The sequence below is a fragment of the Pseudomonas sp. LRP2-20 genome (assembly GCF_024349685.1).
Lineage (GTDB): Bacteria > Pseudomonadota > Gammaproteobacteria > Pseudomonadales > Pseudomonadaceae > Aquipseudomonas.
The window spans coordinates 2699467-2719603 of the sequence record NZ_AP025944.1 but is presented as its reverse complement, the minus strand read 5'-3'; the positions used below and the strand labels follow the sequence as shown (position 1 = coordinate 2719603).

Genomic DNA, 20137 nt, shown 5'->3' with positions numbered 1-20137 from the left:
GCATGCCCGTTTCTTCACGCACCACGTTCTACGCCAACAACCTGCTCTTGCCACTGCTGCTGGCAGCGATCGTGTTCCTGCTGTTCGACCTTACCGAACTGGACCGCTGGATCAGCAACCTGCTGCTCGACCCGGTCACCGGGCAATTCCCGCTGCTGGAAAACAGGCTGTTCGAGAAAGTGACCCACAAATGGCCACGCATCCTGCCGGACTGGACCGGTGAGGCGGCGGTTATCGGTTCGCTGCTGTCGTTCATCTGGCCACGCCTGGCCAACCACCCCGACGCCCTGATCACCCGCGGCCTGAATGCCGCTCGAATCAGCCCGGTCCTGCGCTTCACCAGCCGTCATCGCCGTGACTTTCTGTTCGTGGTGGTGGCATTTGCCTTGTGCACCACCGTCATCCATTACCTGAAAAGCCACACCAGCGTGTACTGCCCGGTGGAAACCACCCTCTACGGCGGCCACGAAGCACGCGTGGAGTGGTACGAGAACTTCAGCTGGTTCAGCAAGGCTGGCGAAGGCCGTTGCTGGCCGGGCGGCCACGCTTCCAGCGGCTTCACCCTGCTGGCGCTGTACTTCGTGGCACTGCGCCACCGCTGGCAGCATGCGCGCAAGCTGCTGGTTGCCATTCTGCTGATCGGCTTCATCTACGGCACGACCCGCGTGCTGCAAGGTTGGCACTACATGTCGCACACCTTCTGGGCCGGGATCTTCGTGTGGCTGACCACCTGGGCCACTGCCCTGGGCTTCTACGGCCGCGAGGCGCTGCAGGCACCGGCGCAGGCGAGCGCAGACAAGGCACCGGTAGATGCCTATGCTTGAGCAGGCCCTCTGCTCAGGAACACGACCATGCCCAACCCCGAAGACGCCCTGCTGCACAGCTGGCAGCTCAACGCCCGGGCCTGGATAGACGCAGTGCGTGGCGGCGCCATCGAGAGCCGCCTGCAGGTGACCGACCAGGCAATCCTGCTGGCGATCCTCGGTCGCCAGCCTGAGCGGGTGCTGGACCTCGGCTGCGGCGAGGGCTGGTTGCTGCGGGCGCTGGCTGATCGCGGCATCGAGGTGGCCGGTGTGGATGGCGACGCCGCGCTGGTGGAGGCTGCCCGGGCCGCAGGCTCAGCGCAGGTGCACCAGGCCAGTTATGCGCAGCTGGCCGAAGGTGCGGTGGACATTGGCAGTGGCTATGACCTGATCTGCGCCAATTTCGCCCTGCTGCATCAAGACATCATCCCCTTGCTGGCGGCCATGAAAGCCCTGCTCGCACCCGCTGGCGCGCTGGTGATCCAGACCTTGCACCCCTGGAGCGTGGCGGGCGGTGATTATCAGGACGGCTGGCGCGAGGAGTCGTTTACCGGGTTTGCTGGCGACTGGCGACCGATGCCGTGGTATTTCCGGACTTTGGCCAGCTGGCTGAATGCGCTGGACATGGCGGGTTTCAGATTGCTGAGCCTGCAAGAACCGCAGCATCCACAAAGCCCCGTGCCACAGTCGTTGCTGATGATTGCGGGTTAGCCGGTTCCGGCCTCTTCGCGGGCAAGCCCGCTCCCACAGGGATCGCGCCAGATTCTGGAAATTGAGCAAGACAGGTACTCCACAGAACCTGAGGTTTGTGCGAAACCTGTGGGAGCGGGCTTGCCCGCGAAAGCGCCGGAACAGGCAGCATCGATCTTGAAATTCCATTCAACAACCCGCTAGCCTGCGTGCCTCCTGCCTGGACGGACCCTGCCCCATGCAACCCCGCGATATCGCCGCCTGCCCAGTTAACGCTGGGCGGTGGCCTCGTCGGCGGGCGGGGTCAGCTGCAGCACGCGATTGCGCCCGCCTTCCGCGAGCAGGTAGCCACCCTTGCCGTCCGCAACGATCGACTGCGGTGCCTTGAGGAAGGTCAGTACCACGTGCTGGGTGCCATCGGCATCCACGCGCAGCAGGCGCGCGCGGTGGGTGTTGTCTTCGCTGATCCACAGGCCACGCTGGTCGCACATCAGGAAGGTGGGATGGCGCAGGCCCTCGACCACCACCGGGTCTTTACCGTCATCGGACAACGCACGAACGATACCGGTGCCTTTTTCGGTGTACAGCAGGCGGCCGTCGGCGCAACGGGCCAGGCCCTCGGTTTCGGTCAACCCCGAACGCAGCACGTCGAGCTGGCCGCTGGCCCAGTCATAGCGCATCAGGCGCCCATTGCCCTTGCGGTCTTCGATGGCATACAGGTGATCGCCGTCGTTCCACAGCCCCTGCACGCTATCACCGTTGAACAGGTGGGTGACCTGGCCATCGCGGGACAGGCTGACCGGCGCGTGGCCGCCTTCCTGGCTGAACACCCAGCCACCTTGTGCCGCGACCATGCCGTCGGGCTTGGACAGGTTGTCGATCAGCACCACGCGGTCGCCGCTGGCGGTGATCTTGAGAATGCTGCCTTTGCCGTCATCCAGCTCGCGGCTGACCAGCAGGCTGCCGTCGGCCTGGGGCAGCAGCGAGGCGGCCTTGGCCACGTCGCGGTGCAGCACCTGAACACGCCAGCCACTGGCGGCCTGCACCGGGTAGAACGATTGCCAGGCGAAAAAGCCGAGAGTCGCGGCCACCAGGCCGGTGGTGGCAATCAGGGCGATACGGGTGCTGCGCCGGCGCAGGATGGACATGAACGGGGGCTCCTCGATTTTGGCCCGAATGCTAGCAAGCGCATGAGAAATTGTCGTCATCAGATGACGCAAACACAAAATGATATAAAAAGAACAAAACATTCTAACAAAATGGAATTAAAAAATTGAAAGCCAGAGGCCTCCTCCTTAGGCTGGGTGCACCCTTTCCCACCTGCTCAAGGAGCGACGTCAATGCCCTTCTCCCCCCTGCGCCGCCTGCTGCTAGGCGGCATTCTGGCGACTGTCGCCAGCAGCCTGCTGCCTTGGTCCAGCGCCTTCGCCGAAGACACCAAGACCCTGCGCATCGGCTATCAGAAATTCAACAGCATCAACATCCTCAAAGGCAGCGGCGCGCTGGAAAAGGCCCTGGCGCCCCAAGGCGTGAAGGTCAGCTGGCACGAATTCGCCGCCGGGCCGCAACTGCTCGAGGCGCTTAGCACCGGTGCCATCGACCTGGGCCACGCTGCAGACGCGCCATCGGTGTTCGCCCAGGCCGCCGGCAAGCCGGTGGTCTACCTGGCCGCCGAACAACCCTACCCGCGCGGCATCGGCTTGGTGGTGCGCGAGCAGGATCACCTCACCGCGGTGCAGGACCTCAAAGGCAAGCGCGTGGCCACCGGCCGCGGCTGGAATGCCCAATACCTGCTGGCGGTGGCTCTGGAGCAGGCCGGCCTGAGCTACAAGGACATCACCCCGGCCTATGTCAACAACGCCGCCGATGCTGTTGCCGCCCTGCAATCAGGCAGCGTGCAGGCTGTGACCCTGTGGGACCCGTTCCTCGCCGCAGCCGAAAGCCAGCCGGGCCTGAAGAACCTGCGCGATGGCAGCGGCCTGTCCAACAACCGCACCTTCTACCTGTCCACCGCCGCCTTCGCCGACCAGCACCGCGACCTGCTGAAAACCTTCTTCAGCGAGCTGGGCAAGGTCAGCCAGTGGGCCAACGCCAAGCCCGCCGAAGTCGCCGCGCTGCTGGCACCACAACTGGGCATCAGCGCCAACGTGCTGGAGGTGGCCAGCGAGCGGCGCAACTACAACGCCGTGGCCATCACCCCTGAGATCGTCGCCGAGCAGCAGAAACTGGCCGATACCTTCCATGGCCTGGGCCTGATCCCGCGCAAGCTGCAGGTGGCCGATGCGATCTACCCGGCGTCTGTATTGCCGTGACCAGGGAGTGAACGCCATGCCCCGCCACATCCGTTTCAACGCCTTCAGCATGAACGCCGCCAGCCACCAGTCCCCGGGGCTGTGGCGCCACCCGCGCAACACCAGCGTGGCGTTCAACCGCCTGGACTACTGGACCGACCTCGCGCGCCTGCTGGAGCGCGGGCTGTTCGATGCGCTGTTCATCGCCGACGTGCTGGGTATCTACGATGTCTACCAGGGTGGACCGCAAGCTGCCTTGCGCGGTGGCGTGCAGGTGCCGGTCAACGACCCTCTGCTGCTGGTGCCGGCCATGGCCGGGGTCACCGAGCACCTGGGGTTCGGCGTGACCTTCTCGCTGACCTACGAGCACCCCTATCCGTTTGCCCGGCGCATGTCGACGCTCGATCACCTGAGCAATGGCCGGGTTGGCTGGAACATCGTCACCGGCTACCTCGACAGCGCCGCGCGCAACCTGGGCCTGGCCCGCCAGCTGGGCCATGACCAGCGCTATGACCTGGCCGAGGAGTACCTGGAGGTGCTGTACAAACTCTGGGAAAAAAGCTGGGAGGACGATGCCGTGCCACTGGAACGCGAAACCGGCCGCTACATCGAACCGTCGAAAGTGCACGCCATCCAGCACGCGGGCGAACACTTCCAGGTGCCCGGCATGCACCTGTGCCAGCCTTCGCCCCAGCGCACACCGGTACTGTTCCAGGCCGGTGCCTCGGCGCGCGGCCAGCAGTTCGCCGCCCGGCATGCCGAATGCGTGTTCATCAGCGGCCCGACCCCCACCGTGCTGCGCCGCTACGCCGACGGTATTCGCCAGGCCAGCGAGGTGGCCGGGCGTGGCCGCGACGAGGTGCTGATCTATGCCCAGGCGCTGCTGATCGTCGCGCCAACCACACAAGAGGCCCAGGCGCGCTTTGCCGAATACCGCCGTTACGTCGACCTGGATGCGGCCCTCGCCCTGCTTTCGGGCTGGACCGGCATCGACTTCGCCGGCCTCGAGCCGGATGCGCCCATCGAATATGTCGAGAATGATGCTGGCCGCGCCGCCCTGGCGGCGTTCACTGCCGCCGACCCGAACCGCCGCTGGACCGTGCGGGAAGCCGCGGAATTCGTCGGCCTGGGCGGACGTGGCCCGGTACTGGTCGGTTCGCCAGGCGAGATTGCCGACCAGCTGGAGCACTGGCTCGAGCTGACCGGCATCGACGGTTTCAACCTCACCTATGCCGTACAACCGGACGACCTGGCCAACGTCGTCGAACTGCTGGTACCGGAGCTTCAGCGCCGTGGTCGCTACCCACTGGGCTACGCCGACGGCACCTTGCGCCACAAGCTTTTCGGCCACGGCGACCGCCTGCCGGAGGCCCACGCGGGGCGCCAGGTTCGCATTCAGTAACTGAATGTCGAGTATTTCAACATTTAATTTGTGGATGATGCGGGCTGCCCCCTATGCTGTCCGCACATCCCCTGCACGCACCGGCCGGTGTGGTCCAAGGCACGGGGAGAGAACAACAAGTCGAGACCGCTCATGTCGAACCACTCCTACTTCGCCCCCCACGGTGGGCACCCAGCTCAGACCGAGCTGCTGACTGACCGTGCCATGTTCACCGAAGCCTATGCCGTCATCCCCAAAGGCGTGATGCGTGACATCGTCACCAGCCACCTGCCGTTCTGGGACAAGATGCGCATGTGGGTCATCGCTCGCCCGCTGACCGGTTTTGCCGAAACCTTCTCGCAGTACATCGTCGAAGTGGCTCCGGAAGGCGGCAGCGAGCGCCCTGAGCTGGACCCGAACGCCGAAGCGGTAGTGTTCATCGTCGAAGGCGAGCTGGACATCACCGTCGAAGGCAAGCACCACACCCTGACCCCAGGCGGCTATGCCTTCCTGGCCCCGGGCGCCGAGTGGAGCCTGCGCAACAACAGCAAGGCCAACGTCACCTTCCACTGGCTGCGCAAGCACTACCAGAAGGTCGAAGGCCTGGCCGTGCCTGAGTCGTTCGTCACCCACCGCGACAACGCCACCGTCATCGAAATGCCAGGTACCGAAGGCCGCTGGGTCACCACCCGCTTCGTCGACATGGCCGACATGCGTCACGACATGCACGTCAACATCGTCACCTTCCAGCCGGGCGGCGTGATTCCGTTCGCTGAAACCCACGTCATGGAACATGGGCTTTATGTGCTGGAAGGCAAGGCGGTGTACCGCCTGAACCAGGACTGGGTCGAAGTGGAAGCCGGCGACTTCATGTGGCTGCGCGCCTTCTGCCCGCAGGCCTGCTACGCTGGCGGCCCAGGCAAGTTCAGCTACCTGCTGTACAAGGACGTCAACCGTCATGTGCACTTGACGTTGAATCCTCAGCGCTGACGGGAGGACGGGGCACACTGCGTGCCCCGTCTTTCGCTTTGCTACACATGATAGCCAGCGTTATTTTGCTTACCCTTCAAGCCCCTGCATCCAAGACTTATAACTTGAACCTGATTTCGGCACTCAACACTTGATACGGCCCTTCGGCTCTCCGCCCTTCATACGCTTGTTCGGCACGACACGCATAGTTAATCTTAAAACCCTTATCTTGGTCGTAAGTAGTTGTGAGCGAGCCTTCCCAATCACTTACAATTGTAGAAAGAGCCGCTCCCAGCGTGACGTGACCGGAGTGCTGACGGTCTCTTTTAATGACATATACCGTCTCCTCACGGTCAAGTTGCGACACGTCAAAGTCAAATTCCAGGGCCATTACTGCAAATGGATTATCCGACACAGCGGTCAGTGTTTTACCCTCGATGGAAAGCCACATTTTATAAACTACAGTTTCTTTATTAGGATATTTAATCCTCACCTCACTACTTTGATCGGCGCGCAACGCTTTCTTGGGCACAGCATCAATGCCGAGCAGCTTAAATTTACTCAAATTATCCATTATCTTGCTCTCCAAAAAAAGTAACGGCTTCAGATTTGCCGCACCCGCAAGATAAGTCCGGCCCACGTTCTCTACAACTAGCAAAAATGCTAGGTAGGGATGCGCCAATCAGATATTTGGCAGGTAATCGGATGCCGCCCATAATGGGGGTTCCTCAGCACAAGGGAGCCTCACCTACAAGCGCGGAGGTATCCGCGTGTACCAGAGTGGCGTGGTCGGTTAGCCCTAGCAGAGCAGTTTCGCTGCATCAGCACCATGAAGGCCAGCGTGCGCAGGATGATGCGCGAAAGCCCGCCACCTGGCGGGCTTTCTATTTGCCGCTCATACTGAAATGCCCTGCCCCGTCGCGCGGTACTCGCCATGAACCGCTGCCTGATACTTGCCGTACTGCTAGTTTCCACCACCAGCCTGGCCGCTGACGACTGGAAGATTGCCTACGACCGCGAAGGTATCCGCGTGTACCTCAGTGGCGTGGCCGATTCGCCCTACCAGCAGTTCCGCGGCGTCAGCACCATGAGGGCCAGCGTGCGCACCCTCACCGACCTGCAGGAAAACCTGCGGGTAGCCTGCAAATGGCTGTACGCCTGCGAGCAGATGCGCTTGCTGGACGTGGATGGCGACAGCACCTGGGTCTACCTGACTACCAACCTGCCGTGGCCGACCCTGCCACGCGACATCATTCTCAAGGTCCGCACCGAGCGCCTGGATGACGGCACCCTGGTGCGGCACCTGAGCGCCGAACCGAACCGCTTGCCAGAAGAACCAGGGTTGATCCGCGTGCAGCACCTATCGGGGGAGTGGATCATGAAGCCGCTCGGCGAGCGGCAAACCGAGGTGACCTACCAGTTGCAGGCAGATCCTGCCGGGGACGTGCCAGGCTGGCTGGCCAACCGTTTCGTCGTTGACGCGCCGGTGGTGACGCTGCGGACCTTGCGCGCGGTAGCCGAGCGCCAGCCGTGAGAGCCTGACGCTCCTTGCAGAATATATGCAATTCAAATCCACGACCGTATGCTATCACACCGGCGCGTATTAACTACTTCCTATAACTATTGAACTCCATGCTCGCCATCTTAACTTCATATCCGATGTCACTGACTGCACTGAACGTTGCCGTAAATTTTTCTTTTCGCTCAAATTTCACTTGCCCGCGCCAGTCACTCAACAGACCTCCGTCCAAAGTGGCTCCTAATACGACGCCTTCCTTCCCCTCCCACGAGTCGCAGAACGTGATGATATCATGTGTGCCATCTTTATAATCCTCAGGAATATTAAGCACCAACCGTGAATCATTTGGCATCATACCGTAAAGTTGAATATGGCCCTTATGGAATTCGTAATCAATCCACGCTTCTCAGCCCTCATGGGGTCTCATAGTCCTCATCCGGCCGCCTCCATTCAACACTGAACCATTGCTCTGCTGTTGATCGCTCTTGCTTTGCTCCGGATCGCCCTTGCCCTCTGGCATTCTCAATAAACTCTAAGCCTGCAAACTTATCAAAAGACATTTTAAATCTCCCACTTAGCTCATAACCAGTCTTCAACCGCAGATTCAAAAATGAATGAGCAAGCAGCACCGCACAACTGACAAAAACACCAGTTGACTTTTTGCTTGTTTCATGCTTTTGCTGGAATGCTCGAAAATACCAAAAGACTCAATCAATACCGCCTACTCGGTTAGCATCAAAAGGGGGTAATCGTACGACGCGAGGCCCTGTGCATTGAGCGCACCTGGGGTGTTCGCCCTCGGCGGCAACCCGCCCACCATACACAGACATGGCGTGGCGCTGGGCTGGGGGCCGCATGGACGAGATAGCAAGGCAACGGTGCTGAGGTTGGTGGATTGGTTAAGCAGTTGACCTTGCGGTGACTGTTGCGGCTTCTACAGAATCATCTCCAACTCCCAGGCATGCGCTGTACTTTTAGGAGCCGCGCTTGCCGTGGCGTCGACAGCAATCGCTTTCGAAGGCTGATTTCGACTCATGACAAACACCAGTGTATTGGGGCCGCTTCGCCGCGGTTCGTCGCCACGACAAGCGCGGCTCCTACAAGGAACGCGCCAGCTTTAGGAGATTACAATGGCAGTTGAACATCGCGTTTACTGAACCACGCCACAGGCCACACGGGCACCACCACCGCCGAGCTTCTCCGGGTGATCGCTGTGGTTGTCGCCACCGGCATGCACCATCAAAGCATGGCCTTTGAAGTCCGAGGCTTTCAGACGTGGCGCCAATACCGGGTAGGTGGCCTTGCCGTCGGCGCCGACATACAGCGCCGGCAGGTCGCCACGGTGACCGCTGTCGTCATACGGGCCCTTGTGCGCGTTGCTGGAGTCCGGATCCCAGTGGCCGCCCGCCGCGCCCGCCGGCACCGGCTTGCCGTTTTCCTCTGCTGCTGCGCAGGAACCTTTCTGGTGCAGGTGGAAGCCATGCACACCCGGCGGCAGGTCCTTGAGGTCGGGGGTGAGCACGGTGCCGTACTTGTTCTGTTCAATGCTGATGGTACCGATCGACTTGCCCGGACCATCCGCCCCGGCCAGCTTCAGTTCCACCGTCTGTGCGGCCTGGGCGAGACCGGCCGAGGCCAGCAATGCGCTGAAGACTACTGCTTTCATGTCGTTTCTCCATGGCTTGGGATAGGCGGGCTTCGTACCCACATGACATTTGAGACTGCGCAGCTTGCCAGGCATTCCGTCCAGCCACAGACTGAAACACTTCCCTTGCCGCCCGGAGCCCGTTCGCGTGTCCCTCAAAGCCCTGCGCACCCTGGTGACCATCGCCCGCCACGGCACGTTCGCCCGTGCCGCCGACCTACTGAGCCTCACCCCTTCGGCCGTGAGCCTGCACATCAAGACCCTCGAGGACGAGCTCAAGGTCGCGCTGTTCGACCGCAGCCGCCGCCAGGTGGTGCTGACCGAGGCTGGGCAACTGGCTGTGGCGCGGGCCGAGCACATACTCGGCGCCTACGACGAACTGGCCGATGCCCTGGCCAGCGGCCCGAGCCTGCGTGGCCGGCTGCGTCTGGGGGCGATTCACACGGTCCTGGCCCGACGCCTGCCCAAGGCCCTGGTGTGGATCAAGGCGCACCACCCGGAACTGCACATCAGCGTCAATTCGGGGATGTCGGCGGAGCTGGCACGGCGTGTCGAAGATGGCGAGCTGGATGCGGCGATCACCACCGAGCCGATCAGCCCCTACCCGCAAAGCCTGGATTTCACGCCCCTGTTCGAAGACCGCTTCTGGGCCATCGCCCACCCCGACCTGGCTGGCCAGAGCCTGCCACAGCTGCTCGCCAGCCAGCCGTTCCTGCGCTTCGACAAGCGCGCCTGGGCCGGACGTCAGATTGAGCAGGAGCTGCGCCGCCAGCATTTGCAGGTCAGCGAACAGATGGAGCTGGACAGCCAGGAAGCGCTGTCGCGCATGGCGGTGATGGGGCTGGGTGTGGCAATCATTCCCATGGCCGATGACGACCTGCAGCGCCTGCCGCCCGCCACCTGCCTGCCGTTTGGCGAGCCCCAGCTGGTGCGGCGGGTGGTGCTGCTGGAACACGAAAAGAGTCAGCGCCGGCACCTGAGCGCCGTCCTGAAGACCGCCATGGACGCCTGAAGGTACAGTTTTTCTCAACAGTCGCTGCAGAAATCAACGTTTTTCCCGATCGGTCAGCCACGCTAACCTGTGCCCGTACCCGACCACGGAATCACACCCATGCTCCACCTGCTGCTGACCACCCTGGTACCCATCATTCTGCTGATCGCCTTGGGCACCTTTCTGCGGCTCCGTGGCTTTCTCGCCGAGTCGTTCTGGCCTGGTGCCGAACGCCTGAGCTACTACGTGCTACTGCCCTCACTGTTCCTGCATGGCCTGGCCACGGCCAATCTCGACGGCGTACCGGTGCTGGGCATGGTCGGCGTGCTGATGCTTTCGACCTTGCTGGGTGCCGTGCTGCTGGTGCTTTACCAGGGTGCAGTGAACCACGAAGGCGCCGACTTTACCTCGGTGTTCCAGGGCGGCGTGCGCTTCAACAACTACATCGGCGCCACCCTCGCCGCCGGCATCTACGGCAGCGCCGGGATTGCCCTGGCAGCGGTGGCCAACGCTGCCATCGTGCCCTTGGTCAACCTGCTCTGCGTGCTGGTGTTCGCCCGCTTCAGCGCGCGCCACAGTTCGCCAGCGACGGTGCTGCGGGCCATCTTCGCCAACCCGCTGATCGTCGGTTGCGCCGGGGGGCTGTTGCTGCGGGTCACCGGCCTGGGCCTGCCAGCTGGCCTGGAGCCAACGGTCAAGGCGCTGGGCCAGGCCGCCCTGCCCCTGGGCCTGCTGTGCGTGGGTGCCGCGCTCGGCGGAGCCAGCCTCGGCCAGCAAGTGCGCCCACTGCTGGCGGCATCGGCGTTCAAGTTCCTGGTCATGCCGCTGACCACCTGGGGCCTGTGCCGCCTGCTTGGGCTGAGCGGCCAGGCGGCGGTCGTGGCGGTGCTGTTCCAGGCCTTGCCAACCGCCTCGTCGTCTTACGTGATGGCGCGCCAGATGGGCGGCAACGCGCCATTGATGGCGACCATCATCGCCCTGCAGACCGTGGTCGCAGCCGTGACGTTGCCCTTGGTGCTGATGCTTGCACTGAAGTGAATCCGCTTGGCTAGACTGTGAATCACCCCACCGTTGGAAACTCGACCATGCGCCTCTCGTGGATGGTGATCTGCTTGACCTCGGCCCTGCTCGCAGGCCCCTTGCATGCCGCCGAAAGTGCCAAGGCCGCCGTGGCCGAAGACAAGGCCGAAAAGCTTGAGAAAAAGGTGGTGGAGGATGCCCCACCGCCGAAAAAAGCAGAAACCATCACCCCAGTCGAGGTGCAGGCGGTGGACCCGGCAGGCCAGGCGCCAATGGACGACAGCATCACCTGCCTGGCCCGCACCATCTATTGGGAAGCCAAAGGCGCCGATGCCCAGGACATGAGCGCGGTGGCCAGCGTGGTGCTCAACCGGTTGGGCCATGAAGGCTTCCCCGATACCATCTGCGGCGTGGTCAAGCAGGGCGTTGAAACCAAAGCCTGCCAGTTTTCCTGGTGGTGTGACGGGCGCTCCGACCAGGTCGAGGAAGCACAACGCTACGACGTGGCCAAGGAAATCGCGCGCAAGGCGCTGAACCAGCAGTTGAAGGACCCGACCGGGGGCGCCTTGTATTTCCATGACCGCAACGTGCACCCGGACTGGGCCAAGGCCTATCGCAAAACCGCCGAGACCCGGCACTTTCTGTTCTACAAGCCGAACCAGGCGCTGGCGCGTTGACAGGCCATCGCACTTTTCTGGCGTTCACCGGTCTACTCCCTCTTTTGCCGCCCGCAAGTCATTGCTGGCGTTTTCATTGCTTTGCACGAGAGTGGGCCAAACGCCTTGCGCTTGTGTAGGATGAGCAGCGCATACCAAGACGCTGCCAGTCACAGGGAGATCCACATGCGCGTCCTGTCATCCGTTGCCGCCTTGTCGCTGGGCCTGGTCTTGTCGACCGGAGCCCTGGCCGTCACCGGCGAAGAGGCGCAGCTGATCGATTCGATCAATACCTACCGCAGCCAGGCCCAGCGCTGCGGTGACCAGGTGTCGGTGGAACTGCCGCCGCTCAACAGCGACACGCGCCTGGCCCTGTCGCCGGAAGGCACTCGCGACCTGCAGCAGGCCATGAGCCGCGCAGCCTACCCCATGGTCAACGTCCAGGCCATCAGCCTCTCTGGCCCACGTGATGCGAATGCGGCCATGAACGCCATCAAAGAGAGCTTCTGCCAGGTGGTGCTCGACCCGCAGTTCGTCGACATCGGCGTCAGCCAGGAAGGCCGCGACTGGCGCATCGTGCTTGCCCGGCCCTTGCTCAGCGGGCGCCTGGGCGATTGGCAGGCCGAAGGGCAGAAGCTGCTGCAGGCCATCAACAGTGCGCGCAAGGCGCCACACCAGTGCGGTGGCCAGCCCTTCCCCGCAGCGCCAGCGTTGAGCTGGAATGCAGCACTGGCGGGCGTGGCGGCCAATCATACGCGGGCCATGGCCAACCAGAACTTCTTCGACCATATCGACAAGGACGGGCGCACGCCGGGCGACCGGGCCGAGCTGGCCGGATATCTGTATCGGCAGATTGGCGAAAACATCGCCGCCGGCCGCGACACGGCGCAGAAGGTGGTGGATGGCTGGCTGGACAGCCCAGGCCACTGCGCCACCCTGATGAACGCGGACTTCCGCGAAATGGGCGCGGCCTATGCAGTGGACCCGAAGAGCGATGCGGGCATCTACTGGACCGGTTTGTTCGGCACACCGCAGTGACCCTCTAGGAGCGGCCCTTTCGCGACACAAGGCCGCTCCTACACGGTGCGTGTAGCACGTGTGCGCAGCGTCAATGCTGTGCAGCCAAACCGCCGCTTCACGCATTTGCCCAGGTAACTGGCATCCCCCAAACCGACCTCATCGGCGATCTGCGCCAGGCTGTGGCTGGCGTTGAGCAATCGCCAGCGCGCCTGCTGCAAGCGCATTTCCAGCCACCAGGCCTTGGCGCTCATGCCGTGGCTGGCCTGGAATTGCCGGTCCAGTTGCCGGCGGCTGATGCCCAGCTCACCCGCCAGCTGTTCGATCGACCAACGCGCCGCCAAGTGATGACGCATCAGCGCCAGCGCGCGCTGCACCTGGCGACCCTGCCCCGCAACGGTTTCCAGCGAACGCAGGGCATGGCGACTGTCACGCGACTCGTCGACCAGCATATCGGCCAGCCCCTTGAGCGCCCGGGCGCGTCCGCAGGCGCCCGCCAGCAGTTCCACCGCCAGGTCGATGGCTGCCGTTCCGCCGGCACAGGTGATGCGTGCGCCATCCATGCAGTACAACTGCTCGCGCAACAGCTGCAGATGCGGGAAGGATGCCCGGAACTCCGCCTCATGGCGCCAGTGCACCACGACTTTGTGCCCGTCCAGCAGGCCGCAAGCGGCCAGCAGGAAGGCGGCGTTGTCGATGGCGACCAGTTTCACCCCCGCCTTGGCCGCACGCTTGAGCAGGCGCTGGTAATGGGGTGCCAATGCGGCAGTGGCCTCGGCATTGCGGCTGCCGAACAGCACCAGGTAGTCGTAGTCATCCCACTGCAACTGCTCGGCAATGGCCTGCACCTGCATCACCGCGCCACTGCTCGACGGTACTGGCTCACCCGTGAGGCTGGCCAGGGTCCAGCTGCAGTAGCGCTGCTGGCTGTAGTCCTCGTCGTCGGCGCTGAAGCGCAGTTTGTCGAGAAACCCACCGAATGGCAGCAAGGCGAAATCTGGCAACGGCAGGATCAGCAGGCGGATATCAGGCGTCATGCAACACATGTCCGGAAAACACCATGAAATGTCTAGATCATACCCTGCACTTGCAGCGCCGTCGCATAGACTGGCCGCTCGTGAATACCAAAGGCACCTATCATGGCTCTGGATACCTGGCTCATCTACCTGCTGGCGAGCATCGGCCTGTCGCTGACCCCTGGCCCGAACAGCCTGCTCGCCCTGACCCACGGCGCGCTGTACGGCGCGCGCCGCACGCTGTTCACCATTCTCGGCGGGGTGTTCGGCTTCAGTGCGCTGATTGCCCTGGCGATGTTCGGGCTGACGGCGTTGCTGCAGACTTCGGCGTCGGTGCTGAGCGTGCTCAAGTGGGTGGGTGGTGCCTACCTGGTGTGGCTGGGCATCCAGCTCTGGCGCAGCCCTGCCCTGCAGCTTGAGGTGACCGAGCGGGCAGCCCGCCTGAGCAACCTGGGGATGTTCCGCCAAGGCCTGCTGTCTGCGATCGCCAACCCCAAGGTGCTGTTGTTCTACGGTGCCTTCCTGCCGCAGTTCATCGACCCGCAGCGTGGGCTGTTGCTGCAGTTCGTGACCATGGCAGCGACCTTTGCCAGCGTGGAGTGCGTGGTCGAATACGTGCTGGCGCGCCTGGCGTTTCGTATCCGGCCATGGCTGGCCAAGGGTGGCAAGGGATTCAATCGCTGCTGCGCGAGCCTGTTCGCGTTGATTGGCGTGGCCTTGCCGCTGGGCCGGTAATATCGCTGGCTGCCGCGCTCCTGTGGCAGCCGGCTTGCCGGCGAAAGGGGCGCCAGGCGCGCCCTCTCAAGCGCGCCGCGAAACCAACAGGAAGAACACCAGCGCCATGCCCGGCAATGCCGCCCCCACCAGTGCCACACCGTGCCACCCCTGTTGGGCAAACACCGCACTGGCCACCGCCGAGCCCGCTGCCCCGCCAAGGAAAATGCTGGTCATGTACAGCGCATTCAGCCGCCCGCGGCTGGCCGGGTCCAGTGCATACACCTCACGCTGACCAATCACCATGTTCATCTGCACCGCAAAATCCAGCAGTACCCCGGTCAGCCCCAGGCCGATCACGCTGTAACCGGGCGTGGTCAGCCCCAGCAGCAGTGCCACCGGTGCCAACACCAGCGCCAGCAACGAACCGGCCCGGGCATGGCCGGCGTCGGCCAGGCGGCCCGCGATCGGTGCAGCGATGGCGCCAACGGCACCGACCAGGGCAAACAAGGCGATCTGGCTCTGCGACAGGCCATGCTCGCTGGCCAGGGCCAGCGGCACCGCGGTCCAGTAGAGGCTGAACGCCGCAAACATCAACGCCTGGTACAGCGAGCGCTGACGCAGCACCGGGTGCTGACGCAGCAGTGCGACCAACGACAGCATCAGGCCGGCATAACTCGCTTTGTGCTCTGGCACCCGGCGCGGCAGCGTCAGCGCCAGCAACAGGATGATTGCCAGCATCAGGCCGGCAGCGCCGATGAACACCGTGCGCCAGCCAAAGTGGTCGGCAACCAGGCTCGACAACGGCCGCGCCAGCAGAATGCCCAGCAGCAGGCCGCCCATGATGTTGCCGACCACCCGCCCGCGCTCCTGCTCAGGGGCCAGGTGCGCAGCCAAAGGGATGAGCATCTGCACAGCCACCGAACTGAAACCGATCAGCAAGGCATAGGCCAGGAACAGCTGCCCCTGGCCACTGCTGCTGGTCCCTGCCAGCAACAGGCTGACGCAGGCCAGCACGGCGGTGATGATCATCAACCGGCGGTTTTCCACCAGGTCGGCCAGTGGCACCAGCAACAGCAGGCCCAGTGCGTAACCCAGCTGGGTCAGCGACACGATCAGGCTGGCGCGCTCGGTGGACAGGCCCAGGTCCGGGGCGATCAGCCCGACGATGGGCTGCGCGTAATAGATATTGGCGACGATCGCGCCGCAGCAGAATGCCAGCAGCGCGACCAGGGCACGGCTCAGGCTGGCATGGGCTGGCTGGGCAGCAGCAAGGGAGGAATTCATGCGAGGTACCTCGGCATCGGGTTGGAATATGCCTGGCACCTTACCGAGCGCTTGCCGCTGCGAGAATCCGGCAGCGGCGCAACGGGGCTTTGCGCCAGGCGCAACGCTGGGGATCAGGGGTTGAGCAGGCCTTCGCAAAAGCCGATGAACGCGTTGACCCGCCGAGAGCCGCGATGGTTGGGCAAGTACAAGGCATTGATGCTGTCGTTGGCGGTACCGGGGCTGACCTGCCACTGCGCGAACAACCGCTGCAGACGCCCGGCCGCGACATCCTCGCGCACCAGCCAATCAGCCAGCAAGGCGATACCGCTACCGGCCAGCGCCGCTTCGCGCAACAGGTCGGCGTTGGCGCTGCGCAGCGGTCCGCTCACTTCCAGTTCCAGCACCTCATCCGCGCGTTGCAGGCGCCAGGCGCGCGCCTTCTGCCCATAGCGAAAACGCAGGCAGGCCTGCTGCAGCAACTGCTCGGGGTGCAGCAGCGCGTCACGCTTGGCCAGGTAGTCCGGGCTTGCCACCAGCCAGCGCTGAAAGCGGCCCAGTTGCCGGCACACCAGTTCGTCGTTCGGTGACGGGTCGCCGAGGCGAATGGACAGGTCGTAGCGGCCGTCGAGCAGGTCATCGAGCCGGTCGCTCATGTCGATGTCCAGCTCCAGCGACGGGTAACGGGCCAGGAATGGCCCCAGGTGCGGTGCGATCACCCGCCGGCCGAACTCCACCGGCAGGCACAGGCGCAGCACGCCGACTGGCTCATCGCCGCGGTCGGCGACGCTGGCGTCTGCCTCCTCCAGCGCGTCGAAGATTTCTCTGGCGCGCGCATAGTAACGTGCGCCCGCTTCGGTCAGGCTGACCTGGCGTGTGGAGCGATTGAGCAGGGTCGTACCAAGTTCCGACTCCAGCGCATCGACCAGGCGCGTCACCGACGAGGTAGCCACGCCAAGCCGACGCGCCGCTGCGGAAAAGCCTTGTGCATCGACTGTCGCGGTGAACATCTGCATCGCCAGGAGCTTGTCCATAGCTACTCCAATTTTCAGATTTCGGAACACTCCTACAATCCACAAGGCGGGTCAAGAAGCGCGCAACAGAGCGATCAGGTCCATAGTGGAAGCACCTCCATCAGAGCGAGAATTTCCCATGACCATTACCAATCTGCTCAATGCCCTGCCCCATTGCGACCCGGCCGCTGGCGAGCGGGTCGATGAACTGCTGCAGCGCCCTGGCCTGCGCATCGAACGCATCGTGTCCTGCGGCCAGGCCAGTCCGCCCGGTTTCTGGTACGACCAGGCCGAAGGCGAATGGATCATGTTGTTGGCCGGCAGCGCAGGGCTGCGCCTGGAGCATGAGGACTACACCCGCTTGCTGGCCCCGGGCGACTGCCTGGACATTCCGGCGCATTGCCGGCACCGCGTGGAATGGACTGCAAAGGGGCAGCCGACCATCTGGCTTGCCGTGTTTCATGGCATCGACACACCCTGGCCGAGCCATTGAAACACCCATCGTTCATGCTACAAAAGTCTAAGCCGTCACATTTACATGCCGCCTAAACACTGCGTTTACTGCAATTTTCAGAACGTGTTCTAGACTTTTAGTCGCATATTCGCAAGTTCAGCCCTGCGACAATCAGCCTCAGAAAATTATGTACCAACTTGTTAATTAGCAAGCTAAGGGCTTAAACTGCGCACATTCCACCTGCTGAGATCCCTGGCATGAACGAAACACCGCGCGCCTCTGGCGCTACAAAAATCATTCTGGTCGGCTTGGGCGTGATCGTCGCCCTGCTCGGCCTGCTCCTGGCTGCTGGCGGCGTCAAGCTCGCCGGCCTGGGCGGTTCCTGGTACTTCCTGATCGGCGGCCTGGCCATGGCCATCGCCGGTATTCTCATCGCTCGCCGCAAGCAGGCCGGCGCCTGGCTGTACGCGGCGTTCCTGGTCGGTACCGCGATCTGGGCACTGAGCGACGCCGGCCTGGTGTTCTGGCCACTGTTCTCGCGCCTGTTCATGTTCGGCGCGATCGGCATGGTGGTGGCGCTGGTCTACCCGATGCTCGCCCGTGCCAATGGCGCCAGCGCCGGCCGTGGTGCCTACGGCATCGCCGGCGTGCTGGCCGTGGCGCTGGTGATCGCCGTCGGCAACATGTTCGTCGCGCACCCAAGCGTTGCTCCAACCGGCAAAGGCCCGGGCATGACCCCGGTCGAAGCCGGCAAGGAGCAGAAGGACTGGGCCCACTACGGCAACACCGAAGGTGGCAGCCGCTTCGCCGCGCTGGACCAGATCAACCGCGACAACGTCAACAAGCTCAAGGTGGCCTGGACCTACCACACCGGTGACGTCGCCATCAGTGACGGCAACGGTGCCGAAGACCAGCTGACCCCGCTGCAAATCGGCAACAAGGTGTTCATCTGCACCCCGCACAACAACTTGATCGCCCTTGACGCCGACACCGGCAAAGAGCTGTGGAAGAACGCGATCAACGCGCAGTCCAAGGTCTGGCAGCGTTGCCGTGGCATGGCCTACTTCGACGCCACCGCCGCGATCGCCCAGCCGACCCAGCCGAACAGCTCGCCTGTCACCAGCGTCAGCGTCGCAGCCGGTGCCAACTGCCAGCGTCGTCTGCTGACCAACACCATCGACGGCCGCCTGATTGCCGTCGACGCCGACAACGGCGAGTTCTGCCAGGGCTTCGGCAACAATGGCCAGGTCGACCTCAAGGCCGGCCTGGGTGACGTGCCGGACTCCTACTACCAGCTGTCCTCCGCGCCATTGATGGCCGGCACCACCGTGGTGGTTGGCGGCCGTGTCGCTGACAACGTCCAGACCGACATGCCTGGCGGCGTGATCCGTGGTTTCGACGTGATCACCGGTGAAATGCGCTGGGCCTTCGACCCGGGCAACCCGGAAGACCGAAAGGCGCCAGAAGGCGACAGCACCTATGTGCGCAGCACCCCGAACAGCTGGGCACCGATGTCCTACGACCCAGCGATGAACACCGTGTTCCTGCCGATGGGCTCGTCGTCCACCGACATCTACGGTGTTGAACGCAGCAAGCTGGACCACACCTACGGCGCGTCCGTCCTGGCGCTGGACGCCACCACCGGCAACCAGAAGTGGGTCTTCCAGACCGTGCACAACGACCTCTGGGACTTCGACCTGCCGATGCAGCCAAGCCTGATCGACTTCACCAAAGACGACGGCAAGTCCGTGCCTGCGGTGGTGATCGGCACCAAGGCCGGGCAGATCTACGTGCTCGACCGTGCTACCGGCAAACCATTGACCCAGGTCGACGAAGTACCGGTCAAGGCGAGCAACATCCCCAACGAGCCGTACTCCCCGACCCAGCCTAAATCGGTAGGCATGCCACAGATCGGCGCGCAGACCCTGAGCGAATCGGACATGTGGGGTGCCACGCCGTATGACCAGCTGCTGTGCCGTATCGACTTCAAGAAGATGCGCTACGACGGCCTGTACACCGCGCCGGGTACCGACCTGTCGCTGAGCTTCCCGGGTTCGCTGGGTGGCATGAACTGGGGCAGCATCTCCACTGACCCGGTACATGGTTTCATCTTCGTCAACGACATGCGCCTGGGCCTGTGGATCCAGATGATCCCGTCGCAGAACAAAGGCAACGCCGCTTCCGGCGGTGAAGCGCTGAACACCGGCATGGGCGCCGTACCGCTCAAGGGCACCCCGTATGCCGTGAACAAGAACCGCTTCCTGTCGGTTGCCGGCATTCCTTGCCAGGCTCCGCCATTCGGCACCCTGACCGCCATCGACATGAAGTCGCGCCAGGTCGCCTGGCAGGTACCGGTCGGTACCGTGGAAGACACAGGTCCCCTGGGCATCCGCATGCACCTGCCGATCAAGATCGGCCTGCCGACCCTCGGCGGCACCCTGTCGACCCAAGGCGGCCTGGTGTTCATCGCCGGTACCCAGGACTTCTACCTGCGCGCCTACGACAGCAGCAACGGTAACGAAATCTGGAAAGCCCGCCTGCCAGTGGGCAGCCAGGGTGGCCCGATGACCTACGTTTCGCCGAAAACCGGCAAGCAGTACGTGGTGATCACCGCTGGCGGTGCGCGCCAGTCGACTGATCGTGGCGACTACGTGATTTCTTACGCGCTGCCGTAAACCGCGTCGCTTCTGCA

19 protein-coding genes are annotated in these 20137 nt (G+C 63.4%); 13 read left to right on the top strand and 6 right to left on the bottom strand.

Annotation, left to right across the window (positions count from 1 at the left end; translation table 11 throughout):
• Positions 1-2: 2 nt before the first annotated feature.
• Positions 3-824, top strand: a complete 822-nt coding sequence (locus tag OCX61_RS12015) for a phosphatase PAP2 family protein (protein WP_261944003.1) — start codon at positions 3-5, stop codon at positions 822-824.
• Positions 825-851: 27 nt separating this feature from the next.
• The gene (locus OCX61_RS12010; protein WP_261944002.1) at positions 852-1514 is read left to right on the top strand and encodes a class I SAM-dependent methyltransferase; all 663 of its coding nucleotides are present in this window, start codon (positions 852-854) and stop codon (positions 1512-1514) included.
• A gap of 248 nt (positions 1515-1762) precedes the next feature.
• Here OCX61_RS12010 and OCX61_RS12005 read toward each other — a convergent pair whose 3' ends face one another.
• Positions 1763-2641 carry an SMP-30/gluconolactonase/LRE family protein gene (locus tag OCX61_RS12005; protein ID WP_261944001.1) on the bottom strand — a complete coding sequence of 293 codons (879 nt, stop codon included), beginning with the start codon at positions 2639-2641 and terminating at the stop codon, positions 1763-1765.
• Between the two features lie 192 nt (positions 2642-2833).
• Here OCX61_RS12005 and OCX61_RS12000 point away from each other — a divergent pair, with 192 nt between their 5' ends.
• From OCX61_RS12000 to OCX61_RS11990, 3 genes are all read left to right on the top strand, one after another.
• Entirely contained in the window at positions 2834-3805 is a 972-nt protein-coding gene (locus OCX61_RS12000) for an aliphatic sulfonate ABC transporter substrate-binding protein (RefSeq protein WP_261944000.1), read from the top strand.
• A gap of 16 nt (positions 3806-3821) precedes the next feature.
• Positions 3822-5186, top strand: a complete 1365-nt coding sequence (locus OCX61_RS11995; RefSeq protein ID WP_261943999.1) for an LLM class flavin-dependent oxidoreductase — start codon at positions 3822-3824, stop codon at positions 5184-5186.
• Between the two features lie 132 nt (positions 5187-5318).
• Positions 5319-6155: a bifunctional allantoicase/(S)-ureidoglycine aminohydrolase gene (locus tag OCX61_RS11990; RefSeq protein WP_027918838.1), complete on the top strand. Its 837-nt coding sequence runs from the start codon at positions 5319-5321 to the stop codon at positions 6153-6155.
• A gap of 97 nt (positions 6156-6252) precedes the next feature.
• On the opposite strand, the gene OCX61_RS11985 is transcribed toward OCX61_RS11990, so the two are convergent.
• On the bottom strand, positions 6253-6708 hold the full coding sequence (locus tag OCX61_RS11985) for a hypothetical protein (protein ID WP_261943998.1): 456 nt from the start codon (positions 6706-6708) through the stop codon (positions 6253-6255).
• Positions 6709-7068: 360 nt separating this feature from the next.
• Between OCX61_RS11985 and OCX61_RS11980 the strand changes: the two genes are divergently transcribed.
• Complete coding sequence (locus OCX61_RS11980; protein ID WP_261943997.1) at positions 7069-7668, top strand: START domain-containing protein; 600 nt, start codon at positions 7069-7071, stop codon at positions 7666-7668.
• A 1135-nt stretch (positions 7669-8803) separates the two neighbouring features.
• Here OCX61_RS11980 and sodC read toward each other — a convergent pair.
• Positions 8804-9319, bottom strand: a complete 516-nt coding sequence (gene sodC / locus OCX61_RS11975; protein WP_261943996.1) for a superoxide dismutase [Cu-Zn] SodC — start codon at positions 9317-9319, stop codon at positions 8804-8806.
• A 127-nt stretch (positions 9320-9446) separates the two neighbouring features.
• Here sodC and OCX61_RS11970 point away from each other — a divergent pair, with 127 nt between their 5' ends.
• From OCX61_RS11970 to OCX61_RS11955, 4 genes are all read left to right on the top strand, one after another.
• The gene (locus tag OCX61_RS11970; protein ID WP_261943995.1) at positions 9447-10310 is read left to right on the top strand and encodes a LysR family transcriptional regulator; all 864 of its coding nucleotides are present in this window, start codon (positions 9447-9449) and stop codon (positions 10308-10310) included.
• 99 nt (positions 10311-10409) lie between these two features.
• Positions 10410-11327: an AEC family transporter gene (locus tag OCX61_RS11965; protein WP_261943994.1), complete on the top strand. Its 918-nt coding sequence runs from the start codon at positions 10410-10412 to the stop codon at positions 11325-11327.
• A 47-nt stretch (positions 11328-11374) separates the two neighbouring features.
• On the top strand, positions 11375-11986 hold the full coding sequence (locus OCX61_RS11960; protein WP_261943993.1) for a cell wall hydrolase: 612 nt from the start codon (positions 11375-11377) through the stop codon (positions 11984-11986).
• 165 nt (positions 11987-12151) lie between these two features.
• Complete coding sequence (locus OCX61_RS11955; RefSeq protein WP_261943992.1) at positions 12152-13003, top strand: CAP domain-containing protein; 852 nt, start codon at positions 12152-12154, stop codon at positions 13001-13003.
• Positions 13004-13041: 38 nt separating this feature from the next.
• On the opposite strand, the gene OCX61_RS11950 is transcribed toward OCX61_RS11955, so the two are convergent.
• Entirely contained in the window at positions 13042-14019 is a 978-nt protein-coding gene (locus OCX61_RS11950) for a GlxA family transcriptional regulator (protein ID WP_261943991.1), read from the bottom strand.
• Between the two features lie 102 nt (positions 14020-14121).
• Here OCX61_RS11950 and OCX61_RS11945 point away from each other — a divergent pair, with 102 nt between their 5' ends.
• On the top strand, positions 14122-14733 hold the full coding sequence (locus OCX61_RS11945) for a LysE family translocator (RefSeq protein ID WP_261943990.1): 612 nt from the start codon (positions 14122-14124) through the stop codon (positions 14731-14733).
• Between the two features lie 66 nt (positions 14734-14799).
• Here OCX61_RS11945 and OCX61_RS11940 read toward each other — a convergent pair whose 3' ends face one another.
• Together OCX61_RS11940 and OCX61_RS11935 are read right to left on the bottom strand one after the other, a co-directional pair.
• Positions 14800-15999 carry an MFS transporter gene (locus tag OCX61_RS11940; protein ID WP_261943989.1) on the bottom strand — a complete coding sequence of 400 codons (1200 nt, stop codon included), beginning with the start codon at positions 15997-15999 and terminating at the stop codon, positions 14800-14802.
• Between the two features lie 113 nt (positions 16000-16112).
• The gene (locus OCX61_RS11935) at positions 16113-17012 is read right to left on the bottom strand and encodes a LysR family transcriptional regulator (protein WP_261943988.1); all 900 of its coding nucleotides are present in this window, start codon (positions 17010-17012) and stop codon (positions 16113-16115) included.
• A 118-nt stretch (positions 17013-17130) separates the two neighbouring features.
• On the opposite strand from OCX61_RS11935, the gene OCX61_RS11930 reads away from it, so the two are divergent.
• Positions 17131-17484, top strand: a complete 354-nt coding sequence (locus OCX61_RS11930) for a cupin domain-containing protein (RefSeq protein WP_261943987.1) — start codon at positions 17131-17133, stop codon at positions 17482-17484.
• Between the two features lie 218 nt (positions 17485-17702).
• A complete protein-coding gene (locus OCX61_RS11925) occupies positions 17703-20120 on the top strand; it encodes a glucose/quinate/shikimate family membrane-bound PQQ-dependent dehydrogenase (RefSeq protein ID WP_261943986.1) in 2418 nt (805 codons plus the stop codon).
• Positions 20121-20137: the final 17 nt, after the last annotated feature.